Origin of the sequence: Micromonospora halotolerans, assembly GCF_032108445.1 — a bacterium.
Taxonomy (GTDB): Bacteria; Actinomycetota; Actinomycetes; order Mycobacteriales; family Micromonosporaceae; genus Micromonospora; species Micromonospora halotolerans.
This window is the reverse complement of sequence record NZ_CP134876.1, coordinates 4017367-4043228: the sequence shown is the minus strand read 5'-3', so window position 1 is coordinate 4043228 and position 25862 is coordinate 4017367. Positions and strand designations below refer to the sequence as shown.

Annotated in this window: 21 protein-coding genes and 1 pseudogene; 16 read left to right on the top strand and 6 right to left on the bottom strand. The window is 74.9% G+C overall.

Features of this window, described 5'->3' with window-relative positions; all coding sequences use genetic code 11:
* Positions 1–3: 3 nt before the first annotated feature.
* Positions 4–2739, bottom strand: a complete 2736-nt coding sequence (locus tag RMN56_RS19245) for a cellulose binding domain-containing protein (protein ID WP_313718851.1) — start codon at positions 2737–2739, stop codon at positions 4–6.
* A gap of 286 nt (positions 2740–3025) precedes the next feature.
* On the opposite strand from RMN56_RS19245, the gene RMN56_RS19240 reads away from it, so the two are divergent.
* Both RMN56_RS19240 and RMN56_RS19235 read left to right on the top strand, forming a co-directional pair.
* Complete coding sequence (locus tag RMN56_RS19240; protein WP_313718850.1) at positions 3026–3703, top strand: BON domain-containing protein; 678 nt, start codon at positions 3026–3028, stop codon at positions 3701–3703.
* A gap of 103 nt (positions 3704–3806) precedes the next feature.
* Positions 3807–4358, top strand: coding sequence for a DsbA family protein (locus RMN56_RS19235; protein ID WP_313718849.1), 552 nt, complete (start codon positions 3807–3809; stop codon positions 4356–4358).
* 12 nt (positions 4359–4370) lie between these two features.
* On the opposite strand, the gene RMN56_RS19230 is transcribed toward RMN56_RS19235, so the two are convergent.
* The gene (locus RMN56_RS19230; protein ID WP_313718848.1) at positions 4371–7286 is read right to left on the bottom strand and encodes a winged helix-turn-helix domain-containing protein; all 2916 of its coding nucleotides are present in this window, start codon (positions 7284–7286) and stop codon (positions 4371–4373) included.
* 163 nt (positions 7287–7449) lie between these two features.
* On the opposite strand from RMN56_RS19230, the gene RMN56_RS19225 reads away from it, so the two are divergent.
* The 14 genes and pseudogenes from RMN56_RS19225 to serS all read left to right on the top strand — a co-directional run bounded on the left by RMN56_RS19225 (position 7450) and on the right by serS (position 21221).
* Positions 7450–7875, top strand: a complete 426-nt coding sequence (locus RMN56_RS19225; RefSeq protein WP_376787203.1) for a hypothetical protein — start codon at positions 7450–7452, stop codon at positions 7873–7875.
* Positions 7876–7928: 53 nt separating this feature from the next.
* Entirely contained in the window at positions 7929–9104 is a 1176-nt protein-coding gene (locus tag RMN56_RS19220; protein WP_313718847.1) for a saccharopine dehydrogenase family protein, read from the top strand.
* 47 nt (positions 9105–9151) lie between these two features.
* Positions 9152–10225, top strand: coding sequence for a DNA polymerase III subunit beta family protein (locus tag RMN56_RS19215; RefSeq protein WP_313724794.1), 1074 nt, complete (start codon positions 9152–9154; stop codon positions 10223–10225).
* 205 nt (positions 10226–10430) lie between these two features.
* On the top strand, positions 10431–10922 hold the full coding sequence (locus RMN56_RS19210; protein WP_313718845.1) for a MarR family winged helix-turn-helix transcriptional regulator: 492 nt from the start codon (positions 10431–10433) through the stop codon (positions 10920–10922).
* Between the two features lie 529 nt (positions 10923–11451).
* On the top strand, positions 11452–12558 hold the full coding sequence (locus RMN56_RS19205) for a TauD/TfdA family dioxygenase (protein ID WP_313724793.1): 1107 nt from the start codon (positions 11452–11454) through the stop codon (positions 12556–12558).
* A gap of 17 nt (positions 12559–12575) precedes the next feature.
* On the top strand, positions 12576–14147 hold the full coding sequence (locus tag RMN56_RS19200) for an MFS transporter (RefSeq protein WP_313718844.1): 1572 nt from the start codon (positions 12576–12578) through the stop codon (positions 14145–14147).
* On the top strand, positions 14144–15073 hold the full coding sequence (locus RMN56_RS19195) for a ThiF family adenylyltransferase (protein ID WP_313718843.1): 930 nt from the start codon (positions 14144–14146) through the stop codon (positions 15071–15073). The genes RMN56_RS19200 and RMN56_RS19195 overlap by 4 nt, the downstream gene beginning before the upstream one ends.
* A gap of 78 nt (positions 15074–15151) precedes the next feature.
* On the top strand, positions 15152–15556 hold the full coding sequence (locus tag RMN56_RS19190; protein ID WP_262282181.1) for an SCP2 sterol-binding domain-containing protein: 405 nt from the start codon (positions 15152–15154) through the stop codon (positions 15554–15556).
* A complete protein-coding gene (locus RMN56_RS19185) occupies positions 15553–16794 on the top strand; it encodes an acyl-CoA dehydrogenase family protein (protein WP_313718842.1) in 1242 nt (413 codons plus the stop codon). Before RMN56_RS19190 ends, RMN56_RS19185 begins: the two co-directional genes overlap by 4 nt.
* Positions 16781–17719, top strand: coding sequence for a hypothetical protein (locus tag RMN56_RS19180; RefSeq protein WP_313718841.1), 939 nt, complete (start codon positions 16781–16783; stop codon positions 17717–17719). Before RMN56_RS19185 ends, RMN56_RS19180 begins: the two co-directional genes overlap by 14 nt.
* Entirely contained in the window at positions 17716–19104 is a 1389-nt protein-coding gene (locus RMN56_RS19175; protein WP_313718840.1) for an amidase, read from the top strand. Before RMN56_RS19180 ends, RMN56_RS19175 begins: the two co-directional genes overlap by 4 nt.
* Positions 19095–19634 (top strand): annotated as a pseudogene (locus tag RMN56_RS32690) (alpha/beta hydrolase); the annotation flags it as partial. The gene RMN56_RS19175 and the pseudogene RMN56_RS32690, both read left to right, overlap by 10 nt.
* A 34-nt stretch (positions 19635–19668) precedes the next feature.
* Positions 19669–19827 (top strand): hypothetical protein, encoded by a 159-nt coding sequence (locus RMN56_RS19170; protein ID WP_313718839.1) that lies wholly within the window; start codon positions 19669–19671, stop codon positions 19825–19827.
* 107 nt (positions 19828–19934) lie between these two features.
* Positions 19935–21221, top strand: a complete 1287-nt coding sequence (gene serS / locus RMN56_RS19165; protein ID WP_313718838.1) for a serine--tRNA ligase — start codon at positions 19935–19937, stop codon at positions 21219–21221.
* On the opposite strand, the gene RMN56_RS19160 is transcribed toward serS, so the two are convergent.
* From RMN56_RS19160 to RMN56_RS19145, 4 genes are read right to left on the bottom strand one after another with little or no spacing between them, the layout of a single operon-like run.
* Positions 21205–22083, bottom strand: coding sequence for a cytochrome c biogenesis CcdA family protein (locus tag RMN56_RS19160; RefSeq protein ID WP_313718837.1), 879 nt, complete (start codon positions 22081–22083; stop codon positions 21205–21207). The genes serS and RMN56_RS19160 overlap by 17 nt on opposite strands.
* Positions 22080–22655, bottom strand: a complete 576-nt coding sequence (locus tag RMN56_RS19155; RefSeq protein ID WP_313718836.1) for a redoxin domain-containing protein — start codon at positions 22653–22655, stop codon at positions 22080–22082. Before RMN56_RS19155 ends, RMN56_RS19160 begins: the two co-directional genes overlap by 4 nt.
* A gap of 21 nt (positions 22656–22676) precedes the next feature.
* The gene (locus RMN56_RS19150; RefSeq protein WP_313718835.1) at positions 22677–24143 is read right to left on the bottom strand and encodes an NADH-ubiquinone oxidoreductase-F iron-sulfur binding region domain-containing protein; all 1467 of its coding nucleotides are present in this window, start codon (positions 24141–24143) and stop codon (positions 22677–22679) included.
* A complete protein-coding gene (locus RMN56_RS19145; RefSeq protein ID WP_313718834.1) occupies positions 24140–25840 on the bottom strand; it encodes a hypothetical protein in 1701 nt (566 codons plus the stop codon). The genes RMN56_RS19150 and RMN56_RS19145 overlap by 4 nt, the downstream gene beginning before the upstream one ends.
* Between the last annotated feature and the right edge of the window lie 22 nt (positions 25841–25862).

Genomic DNA, 25862 nt, shown 5'->3' with positions numbered 1-25862 from the left:
CGGTCAGCGGGCGGTGCAGGACGGGGCCGGCGCGCGGTTGCCGCCGGTGTACGTGCCGGTGAAGCCCGCTGTGGTGACCCCACCCACGCCGAGGTTGCCGTTCCAGCCGGCGTCCCGCAGCGTCACCGCGGACCCGGTCTGCGTGTACGACCCGTTCCAGACCTGGGTGATCTTCTGGCCGTCCGGGAAGGTCCAGGCCACGGTCCAGCCGGCGATCGGGGCGGCGCCGGAGTTGCGCACCGTCACCTCGCTCTGGAAGCCCCCGGGCCAGGAGTTCGTCACCGCGTATGTCGCCGTGCAGCCCACGCTGCTCGGCGACGGGCCGGGCGAGCTGGGTGACGGGCTCGGGGAGGTGGGCGTCGGACCCGGCGTGGTCGGGGACGGTCCCGGGGTGGTCGGGGAGGGACCGGGGGTGGTCGGCGTCGGGCCGGGCGTGGCGCCGAGCCGGTCCGCCACGAGGATGCCCCGGCCGTTGGTGCCCAGGTAGACCCGGCCGTAGACGCGCGGGTCGCCGGTGAGGGCCTCGCCCGCGTTGCCGTACTGGTGCTGGTCGTCGTTGATCCGCACCCAGGTCGCGCCGGCGTTGTCCGACCGGTAGACGCCGTGGTTGCCGTCGACGGTCCCGACGGTGAACAGTGCGGGATAGGTCTGCCCGGGGGCGGCCTTCCCGAAGCCCACGTTGACCGCCGAGGTGACCCCGGCCAGCTTCGTGAAGCTCGTGCCGGAGTCGGTCGAGTGCCACAGCCCGCCCTCGCCGGCCAGCCAGACGTCGCCCTGGCGGCCGGGCACCGCCTTGACTTTGACCCCCGTGGTGGGCAGGCCGCCGGCCGCGGTGGCCGTGAAGCTCGCGCCGCCGTTGGTGCTGACGTGGAACCGCCCGCCGCTGACGCCGTAGAACCTGTTCGGGTCGACCTGGTCGGACTCGACGACCGCGTTGGCCGGGATGCCGGTCGCGGCGGCCCACGAGGTGCCGAAGCCGACCGACCGGACCACCGGCTGACCGGCGTCGCCCGGCGCCCAGACGAACTGGCTGCCGTCGGCGGACGCGGCCACCGTGCCGCCGCTGTTGATCCCCGACGGCTCGCTGCCCTGGAACCAGTTCGCCCCGCCGTCGGTGGAGAACGCGACGTGGCTGTCGCCGGGGCGGTCCGCGTCGGTGAAGTTGCCGGCCCGGACCAGCACCGCCGGCCTGGTCTCGGCGTAGTCGAGGCTCGTGGTGCTGGTGAAGATCGGCTGGGTGAACATCGTCGGCGGCACCGCGGCCAGGTCGGTGTGACGGAAGCCGCCGATGTCACCGAGCGCGCTCACCAGCGGCGCCCCCGAGGGCGGGCTGACCAGGTCGAGCACCGCCGTCTCCTCCAGCCCCCTGACCATCGGCCGGATGGTGACCTGGCCGCCGGTGTCCCACTTCGTCAGGTCGGTGGTGCCGTAGACGGTGGCGCCGGTGCCGTACATCATCCGGTTGCTGTCGAACGGGTCGATCTCCAGCGACTCGTTCATCCAGCCCAGCTTCGGGCTCTCCTCCGGCGGTGACGGGTTGGTGCCGAAGGTCAGCCAGGGCACCGAGGAGATGTCCATCGTGTACTTCTTCGTGCGGTTCGGATAGCTGGCGAAGTCCCAGATCCGGGTCCAGGTGGCGCCGCCGTCGGTGCTGCGCCAGAAGATGGCGTCCGGCCACCAGGAGACCTGGGTGGCGACCATCAGGGTGTTCGGGTGCTGCCGGTCGATGGTCAGCCCCGCGTAGCCGAAGTAGGCATCCGCGCTGGACGACGGGACCGGGCTGATCTGCGTCCAGGCGCCGGTGGCCCGGTTGAACTTCCACACGTCGCCCTTGCCGCCGTCGTACGGGCCGCCGGTGTCGCTGGTGGCGATGTAGAGGTAGCCGCCGACCGGGTCCACCACGCCCTTGTGGGCCAGGTAGCCGATGGGCTGGCCGGGGATCCGCTGCCAGGTGGCGCCGCCGTCGGTGCTCCGGTAGACCGGGTTCTGCTTGTCGGCCACGCCCACGTAGACGGTCTGGCTGGCGTTGCCGGCCGTACCCGTGCTCTTGTCGAAGCTGACCCAGGTCAGGCCCTGGTTCTGGCTCTGGTAGCCGCTGCTGTCGTTCGGGTCGGCCCGGTAGTTGCCGGCGTTGGGGAAGCTGGTCACCTTCGCCCAGGTGGCGCCGTAATCGGTGCTGCGCCACAGGCCGTTGCCGCCCTCGGCGCCGTAGTAGACGATGCTGTTCCGGTTGGGGTCCACGGCGAGGCGCTCCCCCATGCCGCGGCCGGGCATGTTGCCGCCGTTCTTGAACGGCAGCGCGGTGGCCTGCCAGGTGGCGCCCTTGTCGGTGGAGCGCAGGATCGCCCCGTTGTTCGGGTCCCAGTCGTTGGTGTACATGCCGACCGCGGCGTACACCCGGTTGGTCTGCACCGGGTCGGTGGCGAGGCTGACCACGCCGTTCCAGCCCCACCGGTCGGCGCCGACCCAGTCCAGCAGCGGCGTCCAGGACTGGGTCGACTGCTCCCAGCGGTAGGCCCCGCCGATGTCGGTGCGCGCGTAGACGAGGTTCTTCTCGCTCGGGTTGAAGACGATGCCGGGGACGAAGCCGCCCCCGTCGATCCGGACGTTCCGCCAGCTGTACGGCTCGGCCGACGCGGCGGCGGCCGGGGTGACCGGTGCGGCGGCGAGCGGCACGACGACGGCCGCCACGGTGGCGGCCAGCGCGGCGGCGGCCACGCCGGCGAGACTTCTACGCATGGGGCGGTTCCTCTCGGTTGCCCGTGCTGGAAGGGGAGCGACGCGCGTGCCCTGACGACGTCGACCGTTCGTGGGGAGCTGCCCGGGCTCCCCGTCGGCGTGCTGGCTCCCACAGCCGAGGGGCATTCACCTTAACCGCTGCGTCGCTGATTATGGAAGCGCTCCCAAGCGGGACACCCGTATCGGGTGAGGGCGGGTCACCCGGGGTGGGCGCAGGATCGGGGTTGCGGGACTCCGTGCCGGCGGGGCCCGCCGCACCGCGAACCGATCCCGGGAGGAAGTCAGCATGGCCACCGCCACGACCATCCACACCGACCAGGAGATCCAGTCCGCCGTCCTCGACGAGCTCACCTGGGAACCCCGGGTACGCCCCAACGAGATCGGGGTGACCGTCACCGAGGGGGTGGTGACGCTGGCCGGTTCGGTGGACAGCTACGCCAAGAAGTGGGCCGCCGAGCGGGCCGCGCACCGGGTGCCCCGGGTGCGGGCGGTGGCCAACGACATCGCCGTCCGGATCGCCACCTCCGCCGAGAAGAGCGACCCGGAGATCGCCGTCGCGGCGAGCCGCGCTCTGGAGTGGGACGCCTTCGTGCCGATCGAGGCGCTCGACGTGACCGTCGCCGACGGCTGGGTCACCCTGCACGGCGAGGTGGAATGGGAGTACCAGCGCCGGGCCGCCGAGCGCTCGGTCGCCCGGCTCACCGGCGTATGCGGGGTGAGCAACGGCATCACCGTCCGGCCGAGCGCCCGCGCCGACGGACGCGACCTGGCCGAGCGGATCGTGGACGCCCTGGCCCGCAACGGCGCCACCGAGGCGGAGGGCATCAGCGTCCGGGTGCACGGCGACACGGTGCTGCTGGAGGGGTCGGTCCACTCGGCCGGTGAGCGCGCGGACATCGAGCGGGTGGTGTGGAACGCGCCCGGCATCCGGGAGGTGCGGAACCAGGTGACCGTGGGCCGCTGAGGCGGACCACCCCGGCCGGGTGATCCCGGCTCACCCCGCCGTGCGCGAGGCTGGGAACCATGACTGATCCGAACGCCACCCCGGATCGGCGGGTGAGGGCCTGATGACCACGCCACTGCAGGTCACCACCGCCCGGCTGCGGCTACCGGTGACCGGGACGGACCACACCCGCGGGCCGGCCGACGCGCCGGTCACCCTCGTCGAGTACGGCGACTTCCAGTGCCGGTTCTGCGGGGCCGCCCACACCAACCTGGCCGAGGTGCTGCGCCAGCGCGCCGACACCGTCCGGCTGGTCTACCGGCACTTCCCCATCGCCAACGTCCACCCGTACGCCGAGAGCGCCGCCGAGACGGCCGAGGCGGCCGGCCGGCGGGGCCGGTTCTGGGAGATGCACGACTGGCTCTACGAGCATCAGGACCAGCTCGACCCGGTGCACCTGTCGCTCGGGGTGGAGCAGCTCGGGCTGCCGCCCGACGAGGTCGGCGCGGAGGTGGGACGCCACGCCCACGCCGACCGGGTCCGGCAGGACTTCGTGGGCGGCATCCGCAGCGGGGTCGACGGGACCCCGACGCTCTTCGTCAACGAGGTGCGGTACGACGGCGGGTACGACCTGGCGGAGCTGCTGGCCGCCGTGGACGCGGCCGCGGACGGCTGAACCCGGTCGCGGTCAGATCAGCCGCAGCTCGCGCGCCCGCCGGACGGCCTCCCGCCGGCGGGTCGCGTCGAGCTTGCGGTAGATGTTGCGCACGTGGGTCTTCACCGTGTTGACCGACAGCGACAGCTCGCTCGCGATCTCCACGTTGGACAGGATGCTCTGCAGGTAGCGCAGGATCGTCAGCTCCCGCTCGGTGAGCGGCTCGTCCAGGGGCCGCTCGGGGCCGGCCGGGCGCTCCGGCGTCTCGTCGGCCCGCCGCTCGTCGGCCCCGCGGACCAGGTCGCTCACCATCGCCCAGTGCGCCGTGCCGGCGTCGAGGTGCGCGGCGAGCAGGTCGCGGACCGCGGGCTCGGCGCGGGTGAAGACCCGCCGGTAGCCCTCCGGCTCGGCCAGGTCGAGCACCCGCTCCAGGATCCGCCCGGCGCCGCGGTCGTCGCCGGCGGCGCCGGTCAGCACCGCGTCGAGCAGCCCGGCGGTGAGCCGCACGGGCAGCGGCCAGGAGTCCGCGTCCGGGCCGGTCCAGTCGGGTAGCGCCCGGCCGGCCGCGCGCGCGTCGCCGGCCCCCAGCCGCAACCGGGCCAGGGCCACGTCCAGGGCGGCCCGCCCGCCACCGCGCGCACCGTCCGGCTCCCCGGCGGCCCCCGGCCCGCCCGCCGGGGCCGCGCCGGCCGGGTCGGGCGGGCTCGGGGTGTCCGGCTGGCCCGCTCCCGCGTCGGCGAGCAGGGCACGCGCGGTCTCCAGGTCCCCCACGGCGGCCCGCAGCTGGGCCTCGTCGGCGAGCAGCCAGGCGCCCAGCTCGGGGCCGGGCGGCGTCTCCCGGGCCGCGGCCAGCGCGCGCAGGGCCGCGGCCGGCTCACCGCCGGCGGCCAGCAGCCCGGCCCGGCAGAGCGCGGCCAGCGCCGCCCCGCCCGGCTCCGCGGTCGCCGGGCCGGCCAGGGCCAGGTTCGCCGCGGCCTCCGCCGGCTCGTCGCGGTCCCACGCCACCAGGGCCAGCGCCAGGTACGCGTAACCGCAGTCCAGCCGCGAGGACCACCCCTCGCAGGGCGCCATGGCCAGCGCCTCCCGGGCGGTGCGTTCGGCGGACCGGAGCGCGCCGTGCGCCGCGTCCAGCAGCGCCGACCGGCTCGCGCAGACCAGCTCGGTACGCGGACGGCCCGCGCGCCGCGCCGCCGCCAGCGCACCGGAGAAGTGCCCGGCGGCGTCCGACAGCTCCCCCTCGGCCAGCGCCATCAGCCCCAGCGCGGTGCCGGCGACCGCCCGCACGTCGGCGTCCTCCGCCGCCCCGGCCCGCGGGTCGTCCCCGGGCGCGGTCGGGGCGGCGGTGGCGAGCAGGCGCCCCGCCGCCCGGCGTACCTCGTCGTGGTTCCCGTCGAGCCGGGCCAGGGTCAGCTCCACCGCGGTGGCCAGGCGCCGGAACCGGTCCCGGCGCGGGGCGGGCAGATCGCGGGCGTGCTCGCCGGCCGTCCGCAGCCGTTCCGCGGCCGCTCCGGCGTCCCCGGCGTACGCCCGTTCGGCCGCTCCGGCCAGCGCCAGCTCGGGATCGCGGCGCACCGCCTCGACCGGCGGCTCGGGCGGGGCCGGTGCGGCGCGCCCGTCCCGCTCGTACGGCGCCAGCTCGGGCCAGCGGGCGATCAGCAGCTCGGAGGCGGCGTCCCACTCGCCGCCGGCCAGCGCGTGCCGCAGCGCCTCGGCCGGCCGGTCGTGGCCCGCGTACCAGCCGGCGGCGCGCCGGTGCAGCTCGCGCAGCTCGTCGGCGGGGAGCCGGTCCAGTTCGTCGCGGAGCAGGTCGGCCAGGAGCGGGTGGCACCGGTACCAGGGTGGGATGCCCCCGTCCTGCTGGACGAAGCCGCCCTCCCGGGCCAGGTCGGCCAGCACCTGGCCGGCGTCGGGCCGCCCGGTCACGGCGTCGGCCAGGTCGGCGCAGACGGCGGCGGCCACCGCGCTGCGGCGCAGCACCTCCCGGGCGGCCGGGTCCAGCGGCGCGAGCACCTCGTCGCGCAGGTACCCGGCGACGTCCGCCTGGTCGCCCGCGAACCCGTCGACCGCGCGGGCCGGGTCGGCCTGGGCACGCAGCGCAAGCGCGGCGAAGCGCAGGCCGGCCGGCCAGCCCCCGGTCCGGTCGGCCAGCCGGGGCACCGCCGCGGCCGGCAGCGGCACGCCGTGCGCGACCAGCAGGTCGGCCACCTCGTCCGGGGTGAACGCCAGCTCCCCCGGCCCCACCTCGGTCAGCTCACCGGCCAGCCGCCACCGGTGCAGGGCCAGCGGCGGGTCGGTCCGCGCGGCGGCCACCAGCCGCAGCCGTCCCTCGGTGTGCCGGAGCAGGAACTCCAGCCCGGTCAGCGCGGCGGGATCGGACACCCGGTGCAGGTCGTCCAGGACCAGCAGCACCGGGCGCTCCCGGGCCGCGAGCGCCGCGGCGAGCAGTTCGAGCTGGTCCGGCCGGGGCGGGCCGTCCGGCACCGGCGGCCGGGGGCCCTCGTCCGGAACCCCCTCGGCGGCCGCCCGCAGCGCCGCCGCCAGGTAGGCCCAGAGCCGCTCGCCGGTGTCGCCCTCCTCCACCGTCACCCAGGCCGGCGGCGGCTCGGCCCGCACGGCCCGGGCCCAGCCGGCGAGCAGCGTGGTCTTGCCCCAGCCGGCCGGCGCGAGGACCAGGGTGACCGGCCCGGCGGCGCCCGCATCGAGCCGATCCAGCAGCCGGGGCCGGACCAGCACCGGCTCGGGCAGCGCGGCCGGTGCCAGCCGGGACGCCAGCAGCGGCGCGCCCACCACCCCGAGGCCGCCGGCCGACCCGCCTCCGCCCGGCACTCCGCCGACCCCCACCGCCCCGGCGCTCCCGCCCGGCGCGAACGGCGGGTCGGCGACGTCCGTCGCCCCGGCCCCGTCGGTCGGTGTCGCGGCGACCTCGACGCGGTCAGCCTCCTGCGGCATGCGGCCCCTCCCCCGGTCGGTGCGGGCAGCGGTTACCCGGCCCGGACCGGTTCACCCCTTCCGGGCGAACCGGTGTCACCCGATCCGGCCGCAGGGTGGAGGCACGCGGGCGGCCGGCCACAGCACGTCGGCCGCCCGGGATCCCCGAGGACGGGAGGGACGGGTGGCACGGATGGGACGCCTGGCCGGCGGCGGGCTGGCCGCCGCGGTCGCGGGCGCCCTCGTGCACCGGCACCGACGCCGGGCGCCCACGGCCGTGCCCGGGCCGCGGTGCGGGCGCTGGGAGGTGGTGACGGTGGCCGGCCGGCCCGAGGAGGTGCTGCCACCCGGGTGCCCCCCGGAACCGCTGCACCGGCTCGGCGACGCGGTCGAGCTGTCCGCGCGCCCCGCCCCCGGCGGGCGCGGCACCGAACTGGCGGCCCGCCTGCCCGGTGGGCCGACGATGCTTCCCGGGCTGGCCGCCCACCTGGTCGGCGACGACCCCGGCCGGTTCCTGCGTCAGGCGCTGCGGGAGACGCAGCAGCTCGTGGAGACCGGGGAGGTGCTGCGGGCGGACCGCTCCCCCCTGGAACGGCCGGCCGCGGGCTGAGGGCGGGCGCCGCACCCCGTGATCCGGACGGCCGCGGGTGGCACACTCGGCGGATGCGCGACGACCGCTCGTACGATCTCGTCCTCTTCGGCGCCACCGGTTTCACCGGCGGCCTCACCGCCGAGTACCTCGCCCGGCACGCCCCGGACGGGCTGCGCTGGGCGCTGGCCGGCCGCAACCCGGGCAAGCTGGCCGGAGTGCGCGACCGGCTGGCCGCCATCGAGCCGGGCCTGGCCGAGCTGCCGCTGCTCACCGCCGACGTCACCGACCCGGCGTCGCTGCGTGCCGTGGCGGAGAGCGCGCGGGTGGTGGCCAGCACCGTCGGCCCGTACGTCCACCACGGCGAGCCGCTGGTCGCGGCGTGCGCCGCGGCGGGCACCGACTACCTCGACATCACCGGCGAGCCGGAGTTCGTCGACCTCATGTACGTGCGGCACCACGCCGAGGCGGTGCGCACCGGTGCGCGGCTGGTGCACGCCTGCGGCTTCGACTCGATCCCGCACGACCTGGGCGCCTGGTTCACCGTCAAGCAGCTGCCGACCGACGGGCCGGTCACCGTGGACGGTTACGTCCGGGCCGGCGGGCGGTTCTCCGCCGGCACGTACCACTCGGCGCTGACCGCGTTCTCCCGCACCGGCGAGATGAGCCGGGCGGCGAAGGCCCGCCGGGCGGTCGAGCCACGGCCGGAGGGCCGCCGGGTCCGGGCGGTGCCCGGGCGGGTCGGCCGGGTGCGGGAGTTCGGCCAGTGGGCGGTGCCGCTGCCCACCATCGACCCGCAGGTGGTCCGCCGGTCGGCGGCGGCCCGCCCCGAGTACGGCCCGGACTTCACCTACCGCCACTTCGCCGCGGTGAAGCGGCTGCCCACCGTGCTGGCCGCCGGCGTGGGCCTGGCCGGCGTGGTCGGGCTGGTGAAGCTGCCGCCGACCCGGCGCTGGCTGCTCGGCCGGCTCTCCTCCGGCCAGGGGCCGAACGCCGCCCAGCGGGCGAAGTCCTGGTTCCGGGTCCGGTTCGTCGGCACCGGCGGCGGCCGGACCGTCCGCACCGAGGTGGCCGGCGGCGACCCCGGCTACGACGAGACCGCCAAGATGCTCGCCGAGTCCGCGCTCTGCCTGGCCCTCGACGACCTGCCCCCGACCGCCGGGCAGGTGACCCCGGTGACCGCCATGGGCGACGCCCTGCTGGACCGGCTGGTCCGGGCCGGCATCACGTTCCGGGTGCTGGACGCTTGACCCTCGACCGGGTCGAGGGCCCAGGATCCGGCGTCGTGGAGAGCGAACTGCGCAGCATCGGCGAGCTGGCCCGGGCCAGCGGGCTGACCGTGAGCGCGCTGCGGTTCTACGACCGGTCCGGCGTGCTCGTGCCGGCGCTGGTCGACCCGGTCACCGGCTACCGCTGGTACACCGACGACCAGGTGGCACCGGCCCGCCTCGTCGCCGGGCTGCGCCGGGTCGGCATGCCGCTGGCCGGGATCGCCGAGGCCCTGCGGCACCGGCACCGGCCGGCCCTGGTGCACCGGCTGCTGGACGCGCACCTGCGCCGGCTGGAGGACGGCCTCGCCGACGCCCGCCGTGAGCTCTCCCGGATCCGCACCCTGATCGATCCGGAGGAGAACCTCATGACCACCACCCGAGTCGCCCTGTCCCGCGCCGACCTGGCCGCCGCCGTGGACGCCGTCCGGTTCGCCGTCGGCGCCGACCCGGAACTGCCGGTGCTCTCCGGCGTGCTGCTGGAGGTCGAGCCGGACGGCGTCCGGCTCGTCGCCACCGACCGGCACCGGCTCGCCGTGGCCCGAGCGGGCGGGACGGTCGACGGCCCGCCCGTGCGCGCGCTGCTGCCGGTGGACGCGGTCGACGCGCTGCGCGCCCTGCTCGACACCGGCGCGGGGAGCACCCCGGAGGCGTACCTCCTGGTGGCCCCGGACCGGGTCGAGGTCTCGGTGGCCGGCCGGCCGGTGACCGCCGCCGCGCTCCCCTACGACTTCCCGGACTACCGCCGGCTCCTGCACGGGCAGGTCGGCGACCCGCCCACCCACCGGATCCCGGTCGACGTGGCGGCGCTGCGGCGGGCGCTCACCGCCGAGGGCGTCCCGGTGCTGCTCCGGGAGTACGCGGGGGTCGACCACGAGGTGGTCGTGCTCGGCCTGGACGACCGGGACGGGCTGCGCGTGGTGGGACCCGACACCCCGGACGGCCTGCGGGTGGCGGTGAACCGGGAGTACCTGCTCGACGCCCTGGACGCCGGTGGCCGGGGCCAGCTCGTGCTGGAGCTGGACGGCCCGATCGCCCCGCTGGCCGTGCGCCGCCCCGACGACGGCGACGCGTTCTCCATCCTCATGCCGGTCCGCCTCTGAGGCGCTGATCGCCGCGCCCGGCCGGCGGCCGCTGATCGCCGCGCCCGGGCGGCGCCCGGCGGCCGCCGGGCGCGAGACCCGGGCCGATCCGCTGCTCAGGGTGTCTGTGTCGAGTGTCGGGTACTCCCGCGCCGTGCGACAGTGGCCCTGAGGTCGGCCGTCCGCGGGTACCGACCGGGACGGACAGGCGCGGGAGGAACCGTCAGTGGGCACGACGAGCAGGGCCGACGTGGCGCGGCAGCAGGAGATCAACGGGCGGGTCAGCACCCTGCTCCAGCACGCGGCGTCGGTGATGGTCGTCCGGAAGGCGGACTGCCTGGCGCCGTTCGACCTCACCGTCACCCAGTACACCGCGATGCTGATGCTGCGCTGCAATCCCGGGTCGTCGAGCGCGCAACTCGCGCGCCTGTGCCGGGTCACGCCCCAGTCGATGAGCGTGGTGACCGCCGCCCTCGAGAAGCGCGGGCTGGCCCAGCGGACTCCCGCGGCGATCCACCCCCGGGTCCTGGCGCTGACCCTGACCCGTCGGGGCGCCGCCCTGCTGGCCCGCGCCGACCTCGCCGCCCGGGAGGTCGACGCCCGCTACGAGGAGGAGTTCAGCGCGGACGAGCTGGCCGCCCTGCGGCATCTGCTGGAGCGGGCGCGCCGGGTGCTCGACGACCCCGAGAAGTCGGCGAGGCCGACGTCCGGCGAGTGACTTCCGGCGGTCCGGGACCCTGCGGCGGAAATGTTAGGCGCGTCACTCGACCCGGTCCGGAAGTCGCGAAAGCAGCAGATTCATAAGTTTGTCCGTTAGCCGGCGATGGTCGCGAAAGGGCTCCGCGCCGACAGCGGCGTCCTGTCACATTTACGCAACATCGTTGACTGATTCGACGGCGCGGAATAGCGGCCGGCTCCCCTCGCCGCGCCGCCCGCCGGCGTTCGCCGCAGCCCACCGACCTGCCGATCCTGCCCCTTCTTCCGACCCTCGGCCGGGCGGCGGCCCGGGGATGACACCGGCCGGGAAATTTGACTCGTCAGTCGTCCCAGCGGCTGGAAACGAGCTCGCAATATCGCCAGCCGCGTTGCTCCACCGCATATGTGCGCTTCGTTCAATCATTCACCGCCGAGATGTCGACGACCTGACATTGCTTTTCCCCGTCCGTCCCGAGCAATTGATGTAGTGTGATTCGCGATCAGGATCCTGAGCGTGATCAGTTGACTGAGACGGGGGAGGACCTGTGTCGATGGACAAGGTCGCCATGGTGACGGACGACGAGGGCCGCTCGTGGCCCGTCAGGCGGGCGGGGCGCGCGGCTTTCGTGCTGACCGACGACGACCGCGAGTGCCTGCGGACGGTGGCGCGGGGGATCGCCGCCCGGCATGCGAGCCGACCCTCGGGTCTGCACCTGGACGACGACGACCTGATGGTCGACTGCAAGTTGCGGATGCTGCGCGAGGGACCGGAGACGCTGGTGCGCGCCCTCACCCAGTTCCGCTACCGCAGCAACCCGGACGGGACGCTGCTGCTGCGCAACGTGCCGATCGACGACGTGCTGCCGCCCACGCCCGAGCAGGGCAACTACGACGGCGACTGGCAGCGGCTCGAGGTCGCCACGATGACCCAGCTGGCGGTCATGAACATCCTCGGCGACGTGATCTCGTACGCCGACGAGAAGGCGGGCCGGATCATCCAGGACGTCGCGCCCGTGCTCGGCGCCGAGAAGCGGCAGGAGAACACCGGCAGCTGCTTCCTGGAGCTGCACACCGAGGACGGGTTCCACCCGCAACGGCCGCGGTTCATCGGCCTGCTCGCCCTCCGGCCGGACCACGAGCGGGTGGCGCTCACGCTGGCCAGCGGCATCCGCCGCGCGCTGGCGGGATTGGACGGCGGGACCCGGGAGGTGCTCACCCAGCCGATCTACCGGATCCGGCTGGCCAGCTCGTTCGTGGGCGATCGGGAAGACGTCTACGCCGGGCCGGTCCCGGTGCTCAGCGGGTCGCCCTTCGATCCGGAGCTGTGCGTCGACTTCCACGCGATGACCACCGAGGACCCGGAGGGCCGGCGGGCCCTGGCCAGCCTGCGCCGGGCGATGCTGACCAACCTGGTCGGTCACGTCCTCGAGGCCGGGGACCTGCTCATCGTCGACAACGACAAGGCGGTGCACGGCCGCACCGGCTTCGCCGCCCGGCACGACGGCCAGGACCGGTGGCTGCGCCGCTCCTTCGCCGTGCCCGACCTCCGCCGGTCGACCGCGGATCGGATGCCGCGCTCGCACGTGCACCGGCGGATCTTCAAGTCCGGGACCGATCTGTCGCGCGTCGACCGGCGCCCCGCCTACAGCAACGACTAGACAAGGAACACATCACAATGACGACGAGATCGGAACGTCAGGGCCTGCTGCTCGTGGTCGTCGGCGCCTGCTTCCTCATGGTGATGATGGACAACACCATCCTCAACGTGGCGCTGCAGGCCATCCAACGGGACCTGCGGGCCGACAACTCCCAGCTCCAGTGGGCGGTCGACTCCTACATTCTGGTCTATGCCTCGCTGATGTTCACCGCCGGCGTGATCGCCGACCGGTGGGGGCGGCGGCGCACCCTGGCCGTCGGCCTTGCCGTGTTCGCCGTCGCCTCGGCGTTCTCGGCCTTCGCCGACAGCCCGGACGCCCTGATCCTGTGGCGTGCCGTGATGGGCATCGGCGGCGCGGTCGTGCCGCCGGCCACCCTGGCCATCATCAAACACGCGGTGCCCGAGGAGGAGCACGGCAAGGCCATGGGGATCTGGGCGGCCCTCGGCGGACTGTCCGTGGCGTTCGGCCCCATCCTCGGCGGCGCCCTGCTGGAGCGCTTCTGGTGGGGCTCGGTCTTCCTGATCAACGTGCCGGTGGCGGCCGCCTGTCTGGCCCTGCTGTTCGTCGTGGCCCGGGAATCCCGGTCCACCGCCCGGTTCCACCTCGATCTGCCGGGTCTGCTGCTGTCCACCGCCGCGATCGCGGCCATCGTCTACGGGGTGATCCGGGCCGGCGAGGACAACGACTGGTTCGCACCGGCCTCCGCCGGCATGGTGGCGCTCGGCCTCGTGCTGACGGCCGTGCTGATCCTGGTGGAACGGCGCACCGCGCACCCGGTGCTCGACGTGAGCCTGTTCCGCAGCGCGCCGTTCGCGGGCGGCACCACCGCCGTGTCGCTCGCGTTCTTCGCCCTCACCGGCGGGACGTTCCTGCTGGTCTTCTACGTGCAACTGGTTCTCGGCCACACTCCGCTGGAGCTGGGCCTGATCCTGCTGCCGGTCGCGGTGGGCAGCGTGCTGTCGGCCGTCACCAGCGCCGGGATGGTGCGGCGCTACGGTTTCCGGCTCACCGTGAGCGGGGGCCTGGTGCTGCTGGCGGTGTCGTTCGCCGGCCTGCTCCTCGCCACCGCCACGTCGCCGCTGTGGCGACTGGAGGCCAGCCTCCTGGTGGCCGGCCTCGGCATGGGCTTCGTCATGGGCGCCACGACCACGCTGGCGATGTCCGCCGTGCCCACCCAGAAGGCGGGGGTCGGCGGCGCGGTGAACAACACGGTTCGGCAGGTGGGCGCCGCACTCGGTGTCGCCGTGATGGGCTCGGTGCTGTCGATGGCCTACCGCGACCGCGCCGCCACGGTGCTCGACGCGCTCCCGCCCGGGCAACGCGAGCGCGCCGGGGATTCCCTCGGGGCGACGCTGTTCGCCCTCGGCGGCCGGCCCCCGGCGGGTGCGGCCGGCCCCGAGACGCTGGCGCTGGCCGACCGCGCACGGGACGCCTTCGTGGGCGCGATGCACGTGACCCTGGGGGTGGGCATCGGAGTGTTGCTCGTCGGCGCGCTGCTGGTGCTCGTCTGGGTTCCCTCGCGGCTCACGCCGCGGCCGGCGGCGCACGACCTGCCGATGGACTCCGCGCTGACCGGGGAGACACGATGACCGGGGCACTGATCGACCAGGACGTCAGCTCGCCGCAGGCGGCGCGGGCCCTGCCGCCCGACGAGTTCCAGCGCATCTTCGTCGACCGCAACCGAGGTGTCGTGGCGGCGGAGGACCAGGCCCGGATCTCCGCCGCCCGGATCCTCGTGGCCGGCTGCGGGTCGATCGGTGGCGCCGCCGTGGAGCCGCTGGTACGCCTCGGCTTCCGCTCCCTGGTGCTGGCCGACCCGGGCAGTTACGAGCTGACGAACCTCAACCGGCAGAACGCCACGGTCGACGACCTGGGCCGGAACAAGGCCGCCGTGGCGGCCGACCGGGCCCGGGCGATCAATCCGCACGTGGTGGCCGAGGTGGCCACGGACGGCGTCACCGAGGAGAGGGTGGACGCGCTGCTCGCCGGCGTCGACGTGGTCATCGACGGCGTGGACGTCACCACCCGTTCGGGGCTCGCGGCGAAGGGCCTGCTGCACGAGCGGGCCCGGGACCGCGGCCTGCCGTTGATGACCGGATGGGACATGTCGGGCACTCAACATGTCCGGGTCTACGACTACCGACGGGAGCAGCGGCTCTTCGGCGGCGCGGTGACCCGGCGGCAGCTCGACGAGATGCCGTTGTGGGAGCTGCTCGCCCGCCTGGTGCCCGCTCGTAAGGTGCCGCGGGATCTGGTCGGCCTCATCCGGCGCGGGCTGCACCGGGAGGAGTTCACCTTCCCGCAGCTGGTGCAGGCGGCCGACATGTTCGGCATCCTGGCGGCGACGCTCACGGTCCGCCTGGTGACCGGGCGACCGGTGCCCTCGTCGGCGACGGTCGACGTCCACCGTCTCGCCATGCCGTCCGGCGAGCGGCTGTGGGATCGGCTCCGCCAACCGGTCGAGGTCGCCGGCCTGCTGCTCGCCATGACCCGCGGAGCCCGTCGCCGCCGCTGAGCCGCCCGGGCGCCCGTCCATCGCCCCCCTCCGGGGCTAACGCATTGATTTTGATCGATTTCTAGGGGAGGAATCGCCATGTCCGTCTACCCAGACTCGTCCACCGCCTACGCGGTCTTCGGCGAGCTGTTCACGATTCTCGCCGCCGACGAGGAGTTCACCGAGCGGCTGCGAGACGCCGACCTGACCCTCCGCCTGGTGCACACCAAGCCGGACTGCGTCATCCACGTCACGCCGGACCAGGTCCGTTTCGGCGACGACGCGCCGGAGGACGCCTCCGTGACCATCAAGATGAGCTGCGACACGGCCCACCGGCTGTGGTCGGGCACCCTGCTGATGCCCGCGGCCGTCGCCCTCGGCAAGGTGCGCATCAAGGGCAAGGTGGCCAAGGTCCTCGAACTGGTGCCGATCCTGCAGCCCGCCTTCGACCGCTACCCGCAGCTCGTCGCGGCGCAGGGCCTGGTGGACGGGGCCGCGAAGTGACGGCGACCACCGTACGGGCGGAGACCGCCGCCGAGGCGGACCTGAACTTCGACCAGATCCCCCGGTCGGTCCAGCGGTTCGTGGACGAGGTCCGCGAGTTCGCCCAGGGCGTTCTCGCGCCGCGCGCCGTGCGGCTCGACCAGCAGGCCGCCGAGGAGTTCGACTGGGAGGTCATCCAGGCCGGGCACGACATCGGGCTGACCCGCGCGCTGCTTCCCCGCGAGCTGGGCGGGCTGGGGGTCGGGGTGCTCGGCCTGGCCATGGCCATGGAGGAGCTGGCCGCCGCCGATCCGGGCATCGCCCTGGCGTTCGGCGCCACCATGCTCGGTCAGACCCCCGTTCTGCTCACCGGCGATCCCGACCTGCAGCAGCGCTACCTGTCCGACTTCGCCGGGCCCCGGGCGATCCTGGCCTGCAACGCGGTCGCCGAGGAGGAGGCGGGCAGCGACCTGGTCATCCCGCAGCACTTCCCGGACGCGCGGATGCGCACGACGCTGCGCCGCGACGGCGACGGCTACCGGCTCAACGGTCACAAGCGGTTCATCACCAACGGCGCCGTCGCGACCTTCTCGGCCGTCTACGCCAACCTTGAGGGTCACCCCGGCGCCACCGGCCTGACCTGCGTCATCGTGCCGCTCGACGCGCCCGGGGTACGCCGCGGCGACGTGCTGGACAAGATGGGCTACCGCAACTGCCTCGGCAGCGAGCTCTGGTTCGACGACGTTCACGTGCCCGCCCGCGACGTGGTGGGCGGCGAGTGCCAGGGCGCCGCCATCAACGTGGCGCAGGGGAACATGGCCCGGTCCTCCGTCGCGGCGATCTCCACGGGCATCGCCCGGCACGCCCTCGACATGGCGGTGCACTGGGCCGGTGAGCGCGTGCAGGGCGGCAAGCTGCTGCGCGACCACCAGATGACCGCGCGCCGCCTGGCCGACATGGCCGTCAACGTGGACGCCGCGCGGCTGCTCTACCAGCGTGCCGCCGTCAAGGTCGACACCCAGCTGCCCGCTCCCGAGCGGGAGCCGGCGATGGCGAAGCTCTTCGCCGACCGGGTGGCCATCGAGACGGCGAGCACGGCCGTCGCGCTCATGGGCTCGCGCGGCTACATGCGGTCCTACGGCCTGGAGAAGGTCCTCCGCGACTCGTTCGGCACCCGGATCTTCGAGGGCACGCCCGAGGCGCTGGCATTGGCGATCACCGACTGCCTCTACCGGGACGACGACGATGACGACTTCTAAACTCACCGCGATTCCCGGCGACCAGCACCGGGACGGGCCACTGGACCTCACGTACGCGCGGGCGCTGGTCGCCCTGCACCGCTCCCTGCGCTATCCGGATCTTCCGACGACGGTCGGCGCGGCCGCGCTCAGCCGGGTCGAGCAGCTGGGCGACGGGCTCACCACCGTCGCGTTCAGCTCCGACGCCGTGGAGGAGCGCCACCTGCAGGCCGTGTTCGGGTTCCGGCTGGCCGAGTTCATCGACCTGTCGATGATGAGTTCGCGGACGGCGCGGGAGACGGCGTTGCTGGCGGAGCCGCCGGACTCGACGGTCGTTCACACGGTGTGCCTGGACGCCGACGGCCGGATCCTCGGCTACGTGGGTCTGCTCGGCTCGCGGGACGTGCTGCCGCGACGGCTGGACGACCCGGCGCGGAGCCGCTTCCCGGTCGAGGCCGCGCACGGCGTGGACCTGCTCGCACCGTTCGCCGACCGAGGGCTCACCACGCGGCAGGTGTTCGAGATCAAGCGGTTCGTGCGGGCCGGGGACGTGCCCGCCGGCCAGACGCGGGACCGGGTGCCCTGGCACCTGATCCTCGCGTTGGGCCGGTCGGTGCTGGCGATGGGACGACCGCTGCTCGTGGGCGACAGCCGCGAGAACGGCGCCCTGCGCCACCTCCGGCTCATCGGGTTCGATCCGCTGGTCATCCCGGACACGAGGCCGACGCTGCCGCGCACGTCGCTGATGTGGTCGAGCTACCTGGTGCCGGTGCCGGCGGTGCCGTTCGCCAGCCTGGTGCCGGAGGACCTGGAGCGTTCTCTCGATGCCATCGAGGACGGGCTGGCCGGCACCCACGACGAGTCCTGGCAACGACGGCTGATGGCGCGGCTGTCCGCCAACCGGCGCGGTCGCCGCCAGGCCGGGTCGGGGGAGGTCGTCTCGTGACCGCGCTGCACGAGCTGTCCGCGATCGAGTGCGCCCGGCTGATCCGGGCCGGGTCGGTGACCTCGGTCGAGGTGACCGGGCACCACCTGGACCGGATCCGGCGGCTGGACCCCGAGCTGGGCGCCTTCGTGACGGTCACCGAGGACCTCGCGCTCCGCCAGGCGGAGGAGGCGGACGCGGTGCTCCGCGCGGTGGGTCCGGGCGGCGTCGGCGCCCTGCACGGGGTGCCGATCGCGCTGAAGGACAACCTCGACGTCGAGGACGTGCTCACCGGGTGGGGCTCGGCGGAGCGGGACGACGAGGCGGTGGGCGACGACAACGTGGTGGCCCGGTTGCGCCGGGCGCACCTGCCCATCCTGGGCAAGACGCACCTGCCCGAGTTCGCCCTCCCCTGCTACACGGAGAATCTCGTGGGCGGGGACACGGCGAACCCCTGGCGGTCCAGCTTCTCACCCGGTGGCTCCAGCGGCGGTTCGGCCGCGGCGGTCAGCGCTGGTCTGGCGCCGCTGGCCCTCGGCACCGACGCGGGCGGCTCGGTGCGCATCCCGGCCTCCTGCTGCGGGCTCGTGGGGGTGCGCCCCAGCAACGGCGCCGTGAGCAACGGGCCCTCGGATCCCGCGCCCACCGGCCTGTCGGTGCCGGGGGTGCTGGCCCGGGACGCGCTCGACGCGTCCGCCCTGCTGGACGTGGTCGCCGGCGCCATGGCCGGGGACCTGACCGCCGCTCGCTCGTGGTCCGACCCGGGGCGACGTCTCCGGATCGGGTTGACCACCGACCCGATGGTTCCGGAGCTGGTGGTGGCGCAGGAGTGCGCGGCCGCCGCGGAGAAGCTGGCCGTGAGCCTGCAGGAGTCGGGGCACGAGCTGGTCCGGGTGGACCTGGGCCAGGACGTGGCGGTGGCCGCGGCCTTCCGGGACGTGTGGTCGGTGGTCGCCACCTCCTTCGAGGTCGACGACGAGGACAACCTCACCCCGTTCACCCGCTGGCTGCGGGAGCAGGGGCGGATGGTGAGCGGCGCGCGCCTGCACGAGTGCCTGACCCTGTTCCGCGGGGTGGCCCGGATGCTGGAGGACATGGTCTTCGGCACGGTGGACCTGCTGGTCACGCCGACGCTCGGCCGGCCACCGCAGGCCCGCGGGGCGTTCCGCCGGGCCCGCGACGAGGAGGAGAACTTCCAGGCCATGACGCGGTTCATGCCGTTCACGCCGATGTACAACATCGCCGGGATGCCGGCGGTCAGCGTGCCGGTCAGCGTGGTGGACGGGCTGCCCGTCGGCGCGATGCTGGGCGGCCCGTACGGCAGCGAGCGGCGGATCCTGCGCGAGGTGGCCGAGGTGCAGGCCCGGGCGGGCGCCACGACCGGGCTCGCACCGGGGTGGGCGTGACGGCGCCGGTGGCCGGCGGGGCCGTGCTGCTGCACGGTTTCGCCGGCTCCCCGTCGAGCATGCGCCCCTTCGCCGGGGCGCTGGCGCCGCACGTGGGCCGGGTGGCGGTGCCGGTGCTCCGGGGCCATGGCACCCGGTGGTCGGATCTGCGGGCGGTGAGCTGGCGGGACTGGTGCGACGACGCGCGTGCCGCCGTCGACGACGTGGCCGGGTCCGGCCCGGTGGCCGTCGTCGGTCTCTCCATGGGCGGGGCGTTGGCGCTCCGGCTGGCGGCCACGCATGCCGCCGTCAGTCACGTCGTCCTGGTCAATCCGTCGATCACGATGAAGAATCCCCTGCTGCCGCTGCTGCCGGTGCTCAGGCACGTGGTGCCCAGCATCGCCAACGAGCGGCCGCAGGTGCGGGACCCGTCGGCGCGGTACGCGGGTTACCGCCGGATCCCCCTCGCCGCGGTGCAGCAGATGACCCGGCTCTGGGCGGACGTGCGGCCGCGGCTTCCGGCGGTCACCCAGCCGATCCGGGTGTTCCGTTCCCTGGCGGACGGGGCCGGCCGGCCTGCGGTCGGTGGAGGTGATCCGGCGCGGGGTGGGCTCGGCGGATCTGGTGGAGGTGCCGCTCGCCCGGAGTGGGCACGTGGCGACCCTGGACTACGACGCCGAGCTGATCTTCGCGCACACCGCGGCGTTCCTCACCGGCCGCCCGGCTCCGCCCGTCGACACGTAGGGAGACCCGTCGGGACGGGCATCCGCCGCCCGGCCCGGGCGCGACGGGCCGCGACGGTAGCATCTGGGGGTCCTACCTGACTGCCTGGACGGAGGCGTACGAGCAGCATGCTCGACATGGAGTTGATCCGGAAGGATCGCGAGGCGGTGGCGACCGCGCTGGCGAAGCGTCTGGATCCCGCCGAGGCCAACCGGGCGCTGGACGACATCCAGCGGCTCGACCAGGAACGCCGTGCCCTCATCACGGAGATCGACGCCGAGCGGCAGCGGCGCAAGGCCGAGGCGCGGGCGTACGCGGAGGCGAAGCGGACCGGCGTCACGCCGGAGCCGGTCGCGCCGGAGGCCGAGCGCAAGCAGCTCGCCGAGCTGGAGTCCCAGCTGGACGAGGTGCAGTCCCGGCTGCGCACCACCATGAGCGAGCTGCCCAACCTGCCCGCCGACGACGTGGTCGCCGGTGGCAAGGAGGCCAACCGGGTGGTCCGCACCTTCGGCGAGCCGCCGGCCGTCGAGAAGGTCCGGGACCACGTGGAGCTGAGCCGGGCGCTCGGTCTGGTCGACCACGAGCGCGGGGTGAAGCTCGGCGGCTCCGGTTTCTGGATGTACACGGGCCTCGGCGCCCGGCTGGAGTGGGCGCTGGTCAACTGGCTGATCGAGCAGAACATCCAGGCCGGCTACGAGTTCCTGCTCCCGCCGCACCTGCTGCTGGACAGCGCCGGCTTCGCGGCCGGGCAGTTCCCGAAGTTCTACGACGACGTCTACCACCTGGACAAGCAGTCCGCCCCGCGCGGCCAGTTCCTGCTGCCCACGGCGGAGACGGCGATCCTCGGCGCGTTCCAGGACGAGATCCTGGAGACCGCGAAGCTGCCGCTGAAGGCGTTCGCCTACACCCCGTGCTACCGGCGCGAGGCGGCCGGCTCGCACTCCGACGAGCGCGGCACGGTGCGCGGCCACCAGTTCAACAAGGTGGAGATCTTCCAGTTCACCCTGCCGGAGCAGGCGGGCACCGCGCTGGAGGCCATGGTCGGCCACGTGGAGGGTCTGGTCGAGAAGCTGGGCCTGCACTTCCAGACCAGCCTGCTCGCGGCCGGCGACTCCAGCGCCGCCATGAAGAAGACCCTCGACGTCGAGGTCTGGATGCCGAGCACCGGCAAGTACAAGGAGGTGTCGTCGGTCTCCTGGGGCGGCGACTACCAGGCCCGCCGGGCCGCCATCCGCTACCGGGAGCCGGGCGGCAAGCAGACCCGCTTCGTGCACACCCTCAACGGGTCGGCGCTGGCCACCAGCCGGCTCTTCCCGGCCATCCTGGAGCAGTTCCAGCAGCCCGACGGCTCGGTCGTGGTGCCCGAGGTGCTCCGCGACAAGCTCGGCACGGACCTGCTCACCCCGGTCCGCTGACGGCCTGACGCGCGGCGGGGGCCGGCTCGTCCGGGCCCCGCCGTCGTCGCCACCGCAGGCCGGCCGCCAGCAGCAGCACCAGCACGGCCGCGAGCAGGGCCGGGCCGGCCGTGTCCACCGCGCGGACCAGGGCCTGCTGCAGGCGGGCGGCGGCCAGCACGACCGGGTCGCCGAAGGCGTCGTGGCGGCCCTGGGCGAGGCGCACCTCGTACCAGCCGTACCAGGCGACGTAGCCGCCGGCGACCAGGAGCACCAGGCCGCTGAGGCGGGGCACCCACGCGCCCGCGCCGCGCAGCCCGGCCACCAGCCGGCCGCGCAGCAGCGCCACGCCGAGCGCGGCCACCCCGACCACCAGGCCCATCCCGATCGCGTACGCGCCGAAGAGCGCCAGCCCGCGCAGCGGCGAGCCGGCCCGCAGGCTGGTCACCACGATCGCCAGGAACGGCGCGATGGAGCAGGTCAGCGAGGTCAGCGCGTACGCCGCCCCGAACAGGACCATGGCCGGCCAGGTGCGGGTGAGCCGGGGCGCCCGGGCGAACGGGCGCGGGGCGGGCAGCCGCCGGCCGGCGAGCAGCCAGCAGCCGGCCAGCGCCAGCAGCACGCCGAGGGTCACGGTCAGCCAGGGCAGCCGGGGGCGCAGCCAGTCTGCGAGGGGCGCGACGGCCAGTCCGAAGGCGCCGAAGACCAGCGCGTACCCGAGGGTCAGCCCGGCCGTGGCGGTGAGCGCGCGGCCGACCGCGCCGCGACCGTCGGCGGGGCCGGCGACCAGCAGCGACAGGTACGCGGGCAGCATGGCGAAGCCGCACGGGTTGACCGCGGCGAGCATGCCCGCGGTCAGCGCGAGCAGCAGTCCCCCGGTCATCCCCGGGCCAGCGCGTCGACCTGCCGGGTGAGTGACTCGCCGTCGAGGAAGCCCTGGTGGACGACCCGGCCGTCGCGGTCCACGACCACGAAGGTGCTCTGCTCGACCACCTCGAACCGGCGCCACAGCGCGCCGGACCGGTCGTCGAGCTGGGGGGTGCCGGCCAGCTCGAACTCGCTGACGAACTCCTTCATGGCCTTCTGCTCGCCCAGCCCGGCGACGCCGACGATGGGCACGGTGTCCCGGTACTTCGGGGCGATCTCGGCGACCGTCCACGCCTGGCTGGCGCAGGTGGCGCACCAGGGCGCCCAGAACCAGAGCACCACCGGCTTCCCGGCCAGGGCGGCGGCGGAGAACGCCGTACCGTCGAGGGTCTTCGCGGTGAACGACAGCGTCTCCGGCACCCGGGCCGGCACCACCGGGGCGGCCGGCGACGCGGACGCGGCCGGTGCGGGAGCCACCGCGCCGACCGGGGTGGCCCGTTCCGGCCCGACCGCGCAGGACGCGGCGCCGGGCAGGGCGGCGGCCAGCGCGGCGGCGGTGACCAGTCGACGGGCGGTACGTGGGCGCATCCGCGTCTCCTCCGGGTTGGGCTACTCGGCCTTGACCAGCCGGAGCGCGAGTTCGGGACAGACCTTGACGGCCTTGAGCGCGCCCTCCCGCAGCCAGGTCGGCACCGGGGTGGCGGGGAAGGCGGGGTAACCGTTGCCGTCGAGCCGGATGAAGTCCGGCACCACGTGGGCGCAGAGGCCGTGCCCGTCGCAGCGGGACCAGTCGAGGGTGAGCTTCCGGGGGTTGGCGTCGGGCGCGCCGGGCAGGCCCATGACGCCCTTGACCCGCTTGCCGCAGCCCTCGCCGGTGGCGTGCAGCCGCAGGTCCTCGGCGAACACCTCCATGGCGGAGAGCGCGAACCGGGCGGTGCCGTCGGGGTGGCTGCACGCGCCGCGCCCCTTCACGTCTCCGGCCGCCGCGCGGACCACCTCGATCGGCGCGCTGCCGGAGACGGCCAGGTCGACGGCGCGGGCCAGGTCGGGCAGGCCCATCTTGCACGGGCCGCACTGCCCGGCGGACTCGCCGGCCAGGTAGCGGACCACCTGGGCGGCCTCGCCGAGCGGGCAGGTGTCCCGGGCCAGCGGCACGATGATGCCGGCGCCCAGGGTGCCGCCGACCGCGGCGAGCCCCTTGCGGGAGACCTCCGCCCGGTCCGCCGCCTCCGGGGTGATCCACTTGCCGTGGTAGCCGCCCATGAGGATGCCCGGCCCGTCGGGCACCTCGCAGAGCTCCAGGATCTCCCGCAGCGGCGTGCCGGCCGCGCACTCCACCACGGCCGGCCGCTTCGCCGCCCCGGTGACGGTGAGCAGCACGGTGCCCGGCTCGTCGTCGGTGCCGAGCGCCGCGTACTCGTACGGGCCGATCCGGGCGGCGACCGCGAGCTGGGCGTACGTCTCGGCGTTGGAGAGCAGCGTGGGCAGGCCGTTCACCCCCGAGTCGCTGGACCGCTTCTTGGTGCCCGGCGGGATGTGCGGCAGCCCGTTGATCCCGTTGACCAGGGCGCCGCCCTCGCCGGAGATGAACCGGTGCGGCACGGTGACGATGGTGGTCGGCACCGGCATCCGCCGCTCCTGCAACGCCTCGGTGAGCGAGGGCCGGCCCACGTCGTCGTCGGCCACCCCGATCACGATCTCCTCGGCGTCCAGCGCGTACGCGGCCAGCGCGGCGCCGTCCAGGATGAGGTGCGGGGCCCGGGTGAGCAGCACCTTGTCCTTCCAGCTCGCCGGCTCCCCCTCGCTGGCGTTGACCACCACCACGGCGGCGAGGTCCTGCCGCTCGCAGGACTCCAGCACCGCGCGCAGCTTGCGGGCGAACGGGAAGCCGGCCCCGCCCTTGCCCTTGAGGTCGATGGCCTCGGCCAGCCGGAGCAGGGCGGCCGGCTCCACGGGCCCGATCGGGCCGTGCACCTCCTCGTGGGCGAGCAGGTCGAGCCGGCCGAACTCGGCGAAGCCGGCGGTGAGCCGGGGCTCGCCGACGCAGGCCACCGGCGGCACGGTCGTGCGCATCACTTGGCCTCACCCCGCAGCCCGGCCCAGTACGCGCCGTCCACCGCGTCGGCGTTGGCCCGCTTGCGCCGGCTCGACCGGCTCTCGCCGGACGCCTTCCGGGCCCGCCGGGAGGCGAGGTCGACCAGGGTCGGTGTGTCGTCGACGAAGGCGTCGTCGGGGGCGTAGCGGGCCGGCGGGCGCCAGTAGTCCGGCTCCTCCGGCAGGTCCTCCTCGACGCTGTGCCGGCCGCTGCCGCTGCGCGGCGCCGACGAGATCGGGCTGCCCGAGATCGGGCCGGCCGAGATCGGCTCGCCGGAGACCGGCTGACCCCCCCAGCGGCGCGGGCTGTCCCACGGCTCCTCCGGCTCGTCGGCGCGGCGGGGCGGAGCCGAGTAGCGGGCGGCGTCGGGTGGGGTGGAGTAGCGGCTGCCGGTGTCCGGCGGGGCCGAGTGGCGGCCGCCGGTCTCCGGCGGGGCCGAGTAGCGGGCGTCGGCGTCGACGCGGGACCGGCGGGCGGTCCGCTCCTCCTCGTCCCGGTAGCGGCGCCCGGTCCGCTCGTCGTCGCGGCGCCGGACCACCGGCTCGCGCTCCTCGCGGCGGACCACCGGCTCGCGCTCCTCCCGCCGGACCACCGGCTCGCCCTCCTCGCGGCGCCGGGCGGCCGGCGCGGGCTCCGCGTCGCGGCGGCGGGCCGGGGAGACGGGCGCCTCGGCGCGCCGCCGGCTGGCCCCCGCGCGGACGGGCTCGCGCAGCGTCCCGGGCTCCGGCACCACGGGTACGGCGAACCGCTCGGGGTCGCGGCGGCGGGCGGTGCCGGCCGGCGCGGTCCAGGTGGCGGTGGCCTCGGCCCAGCCGCCCTCGCGGCCCCGGCTGGACCGGCTCTCCTCCTTGCCGGCGCCCCGGCGCCGGGTCAGCCCGGCGAGCAGGCCGGTGCGCTCCTCCCCCTTGCCGGCCATGGCCTGGTTCAGCGCGGCGGCCTGGTGCTGCTCCCGGCTGCGCTTGCCGAGGTGGACGGAGAGGCGGACCAGCAGCGCCATCACCACGAGCAGCACGCAGCCCAGGTAGCTCAGCACCACCCAGGTCTTCGCCGCCCGGCCGGCGTTGAGGCCGTGCAGCAGCGCGAACGGCCAGGACACGTACGCCATGGAGTGCAGCGACCGCCACATCCACTTGGGGCCGACACCGGCGAACCGGACCCGGACGATGCCGGTCCAGAGCACCCCGACCATCATGAGCGCGGCCACGGTGCCCAGCCCGACGTAGAGACCCCGGCCGGCGACGAACGGCACCAGCGCGTCGGTGGGCCCGGCCCGGCCGATCGCGACCTTGGTGATCACGTGGCAGACCAGCCCGGCCACACCGAGGATGCCGGTGGCCCGGTGCGCCGACTGGAGCAGCACCCGGTGCCGGATGAGCAGCACCAGGCGGTCGGTGGCGAGCAGCCCCAGCATCACGGTGAGGCTGAGCGAGACCAGGGCGACCACCCCGGCGAAGAACTCGGTGAAGAAGAATCCGTACGAGTACATGACGCCGCCGGCGCCGGCCAGTTCGAGGCCGGCCCACGCGACGGCGAGCGCGGACGCGGTGAGCGCCACCATCGCGGATCTCGACATCGTCCGGGCACCACGGCTGGTGGTGGCGGTCCGGACGGTCGTCGCCTTCTCGTTCTGCTGTGCCCGGGCCATCTGCTCCTCGATCGTCTCGCGGCGGCGCCCCACCGGCCGACCCTGCTCCCCTCTC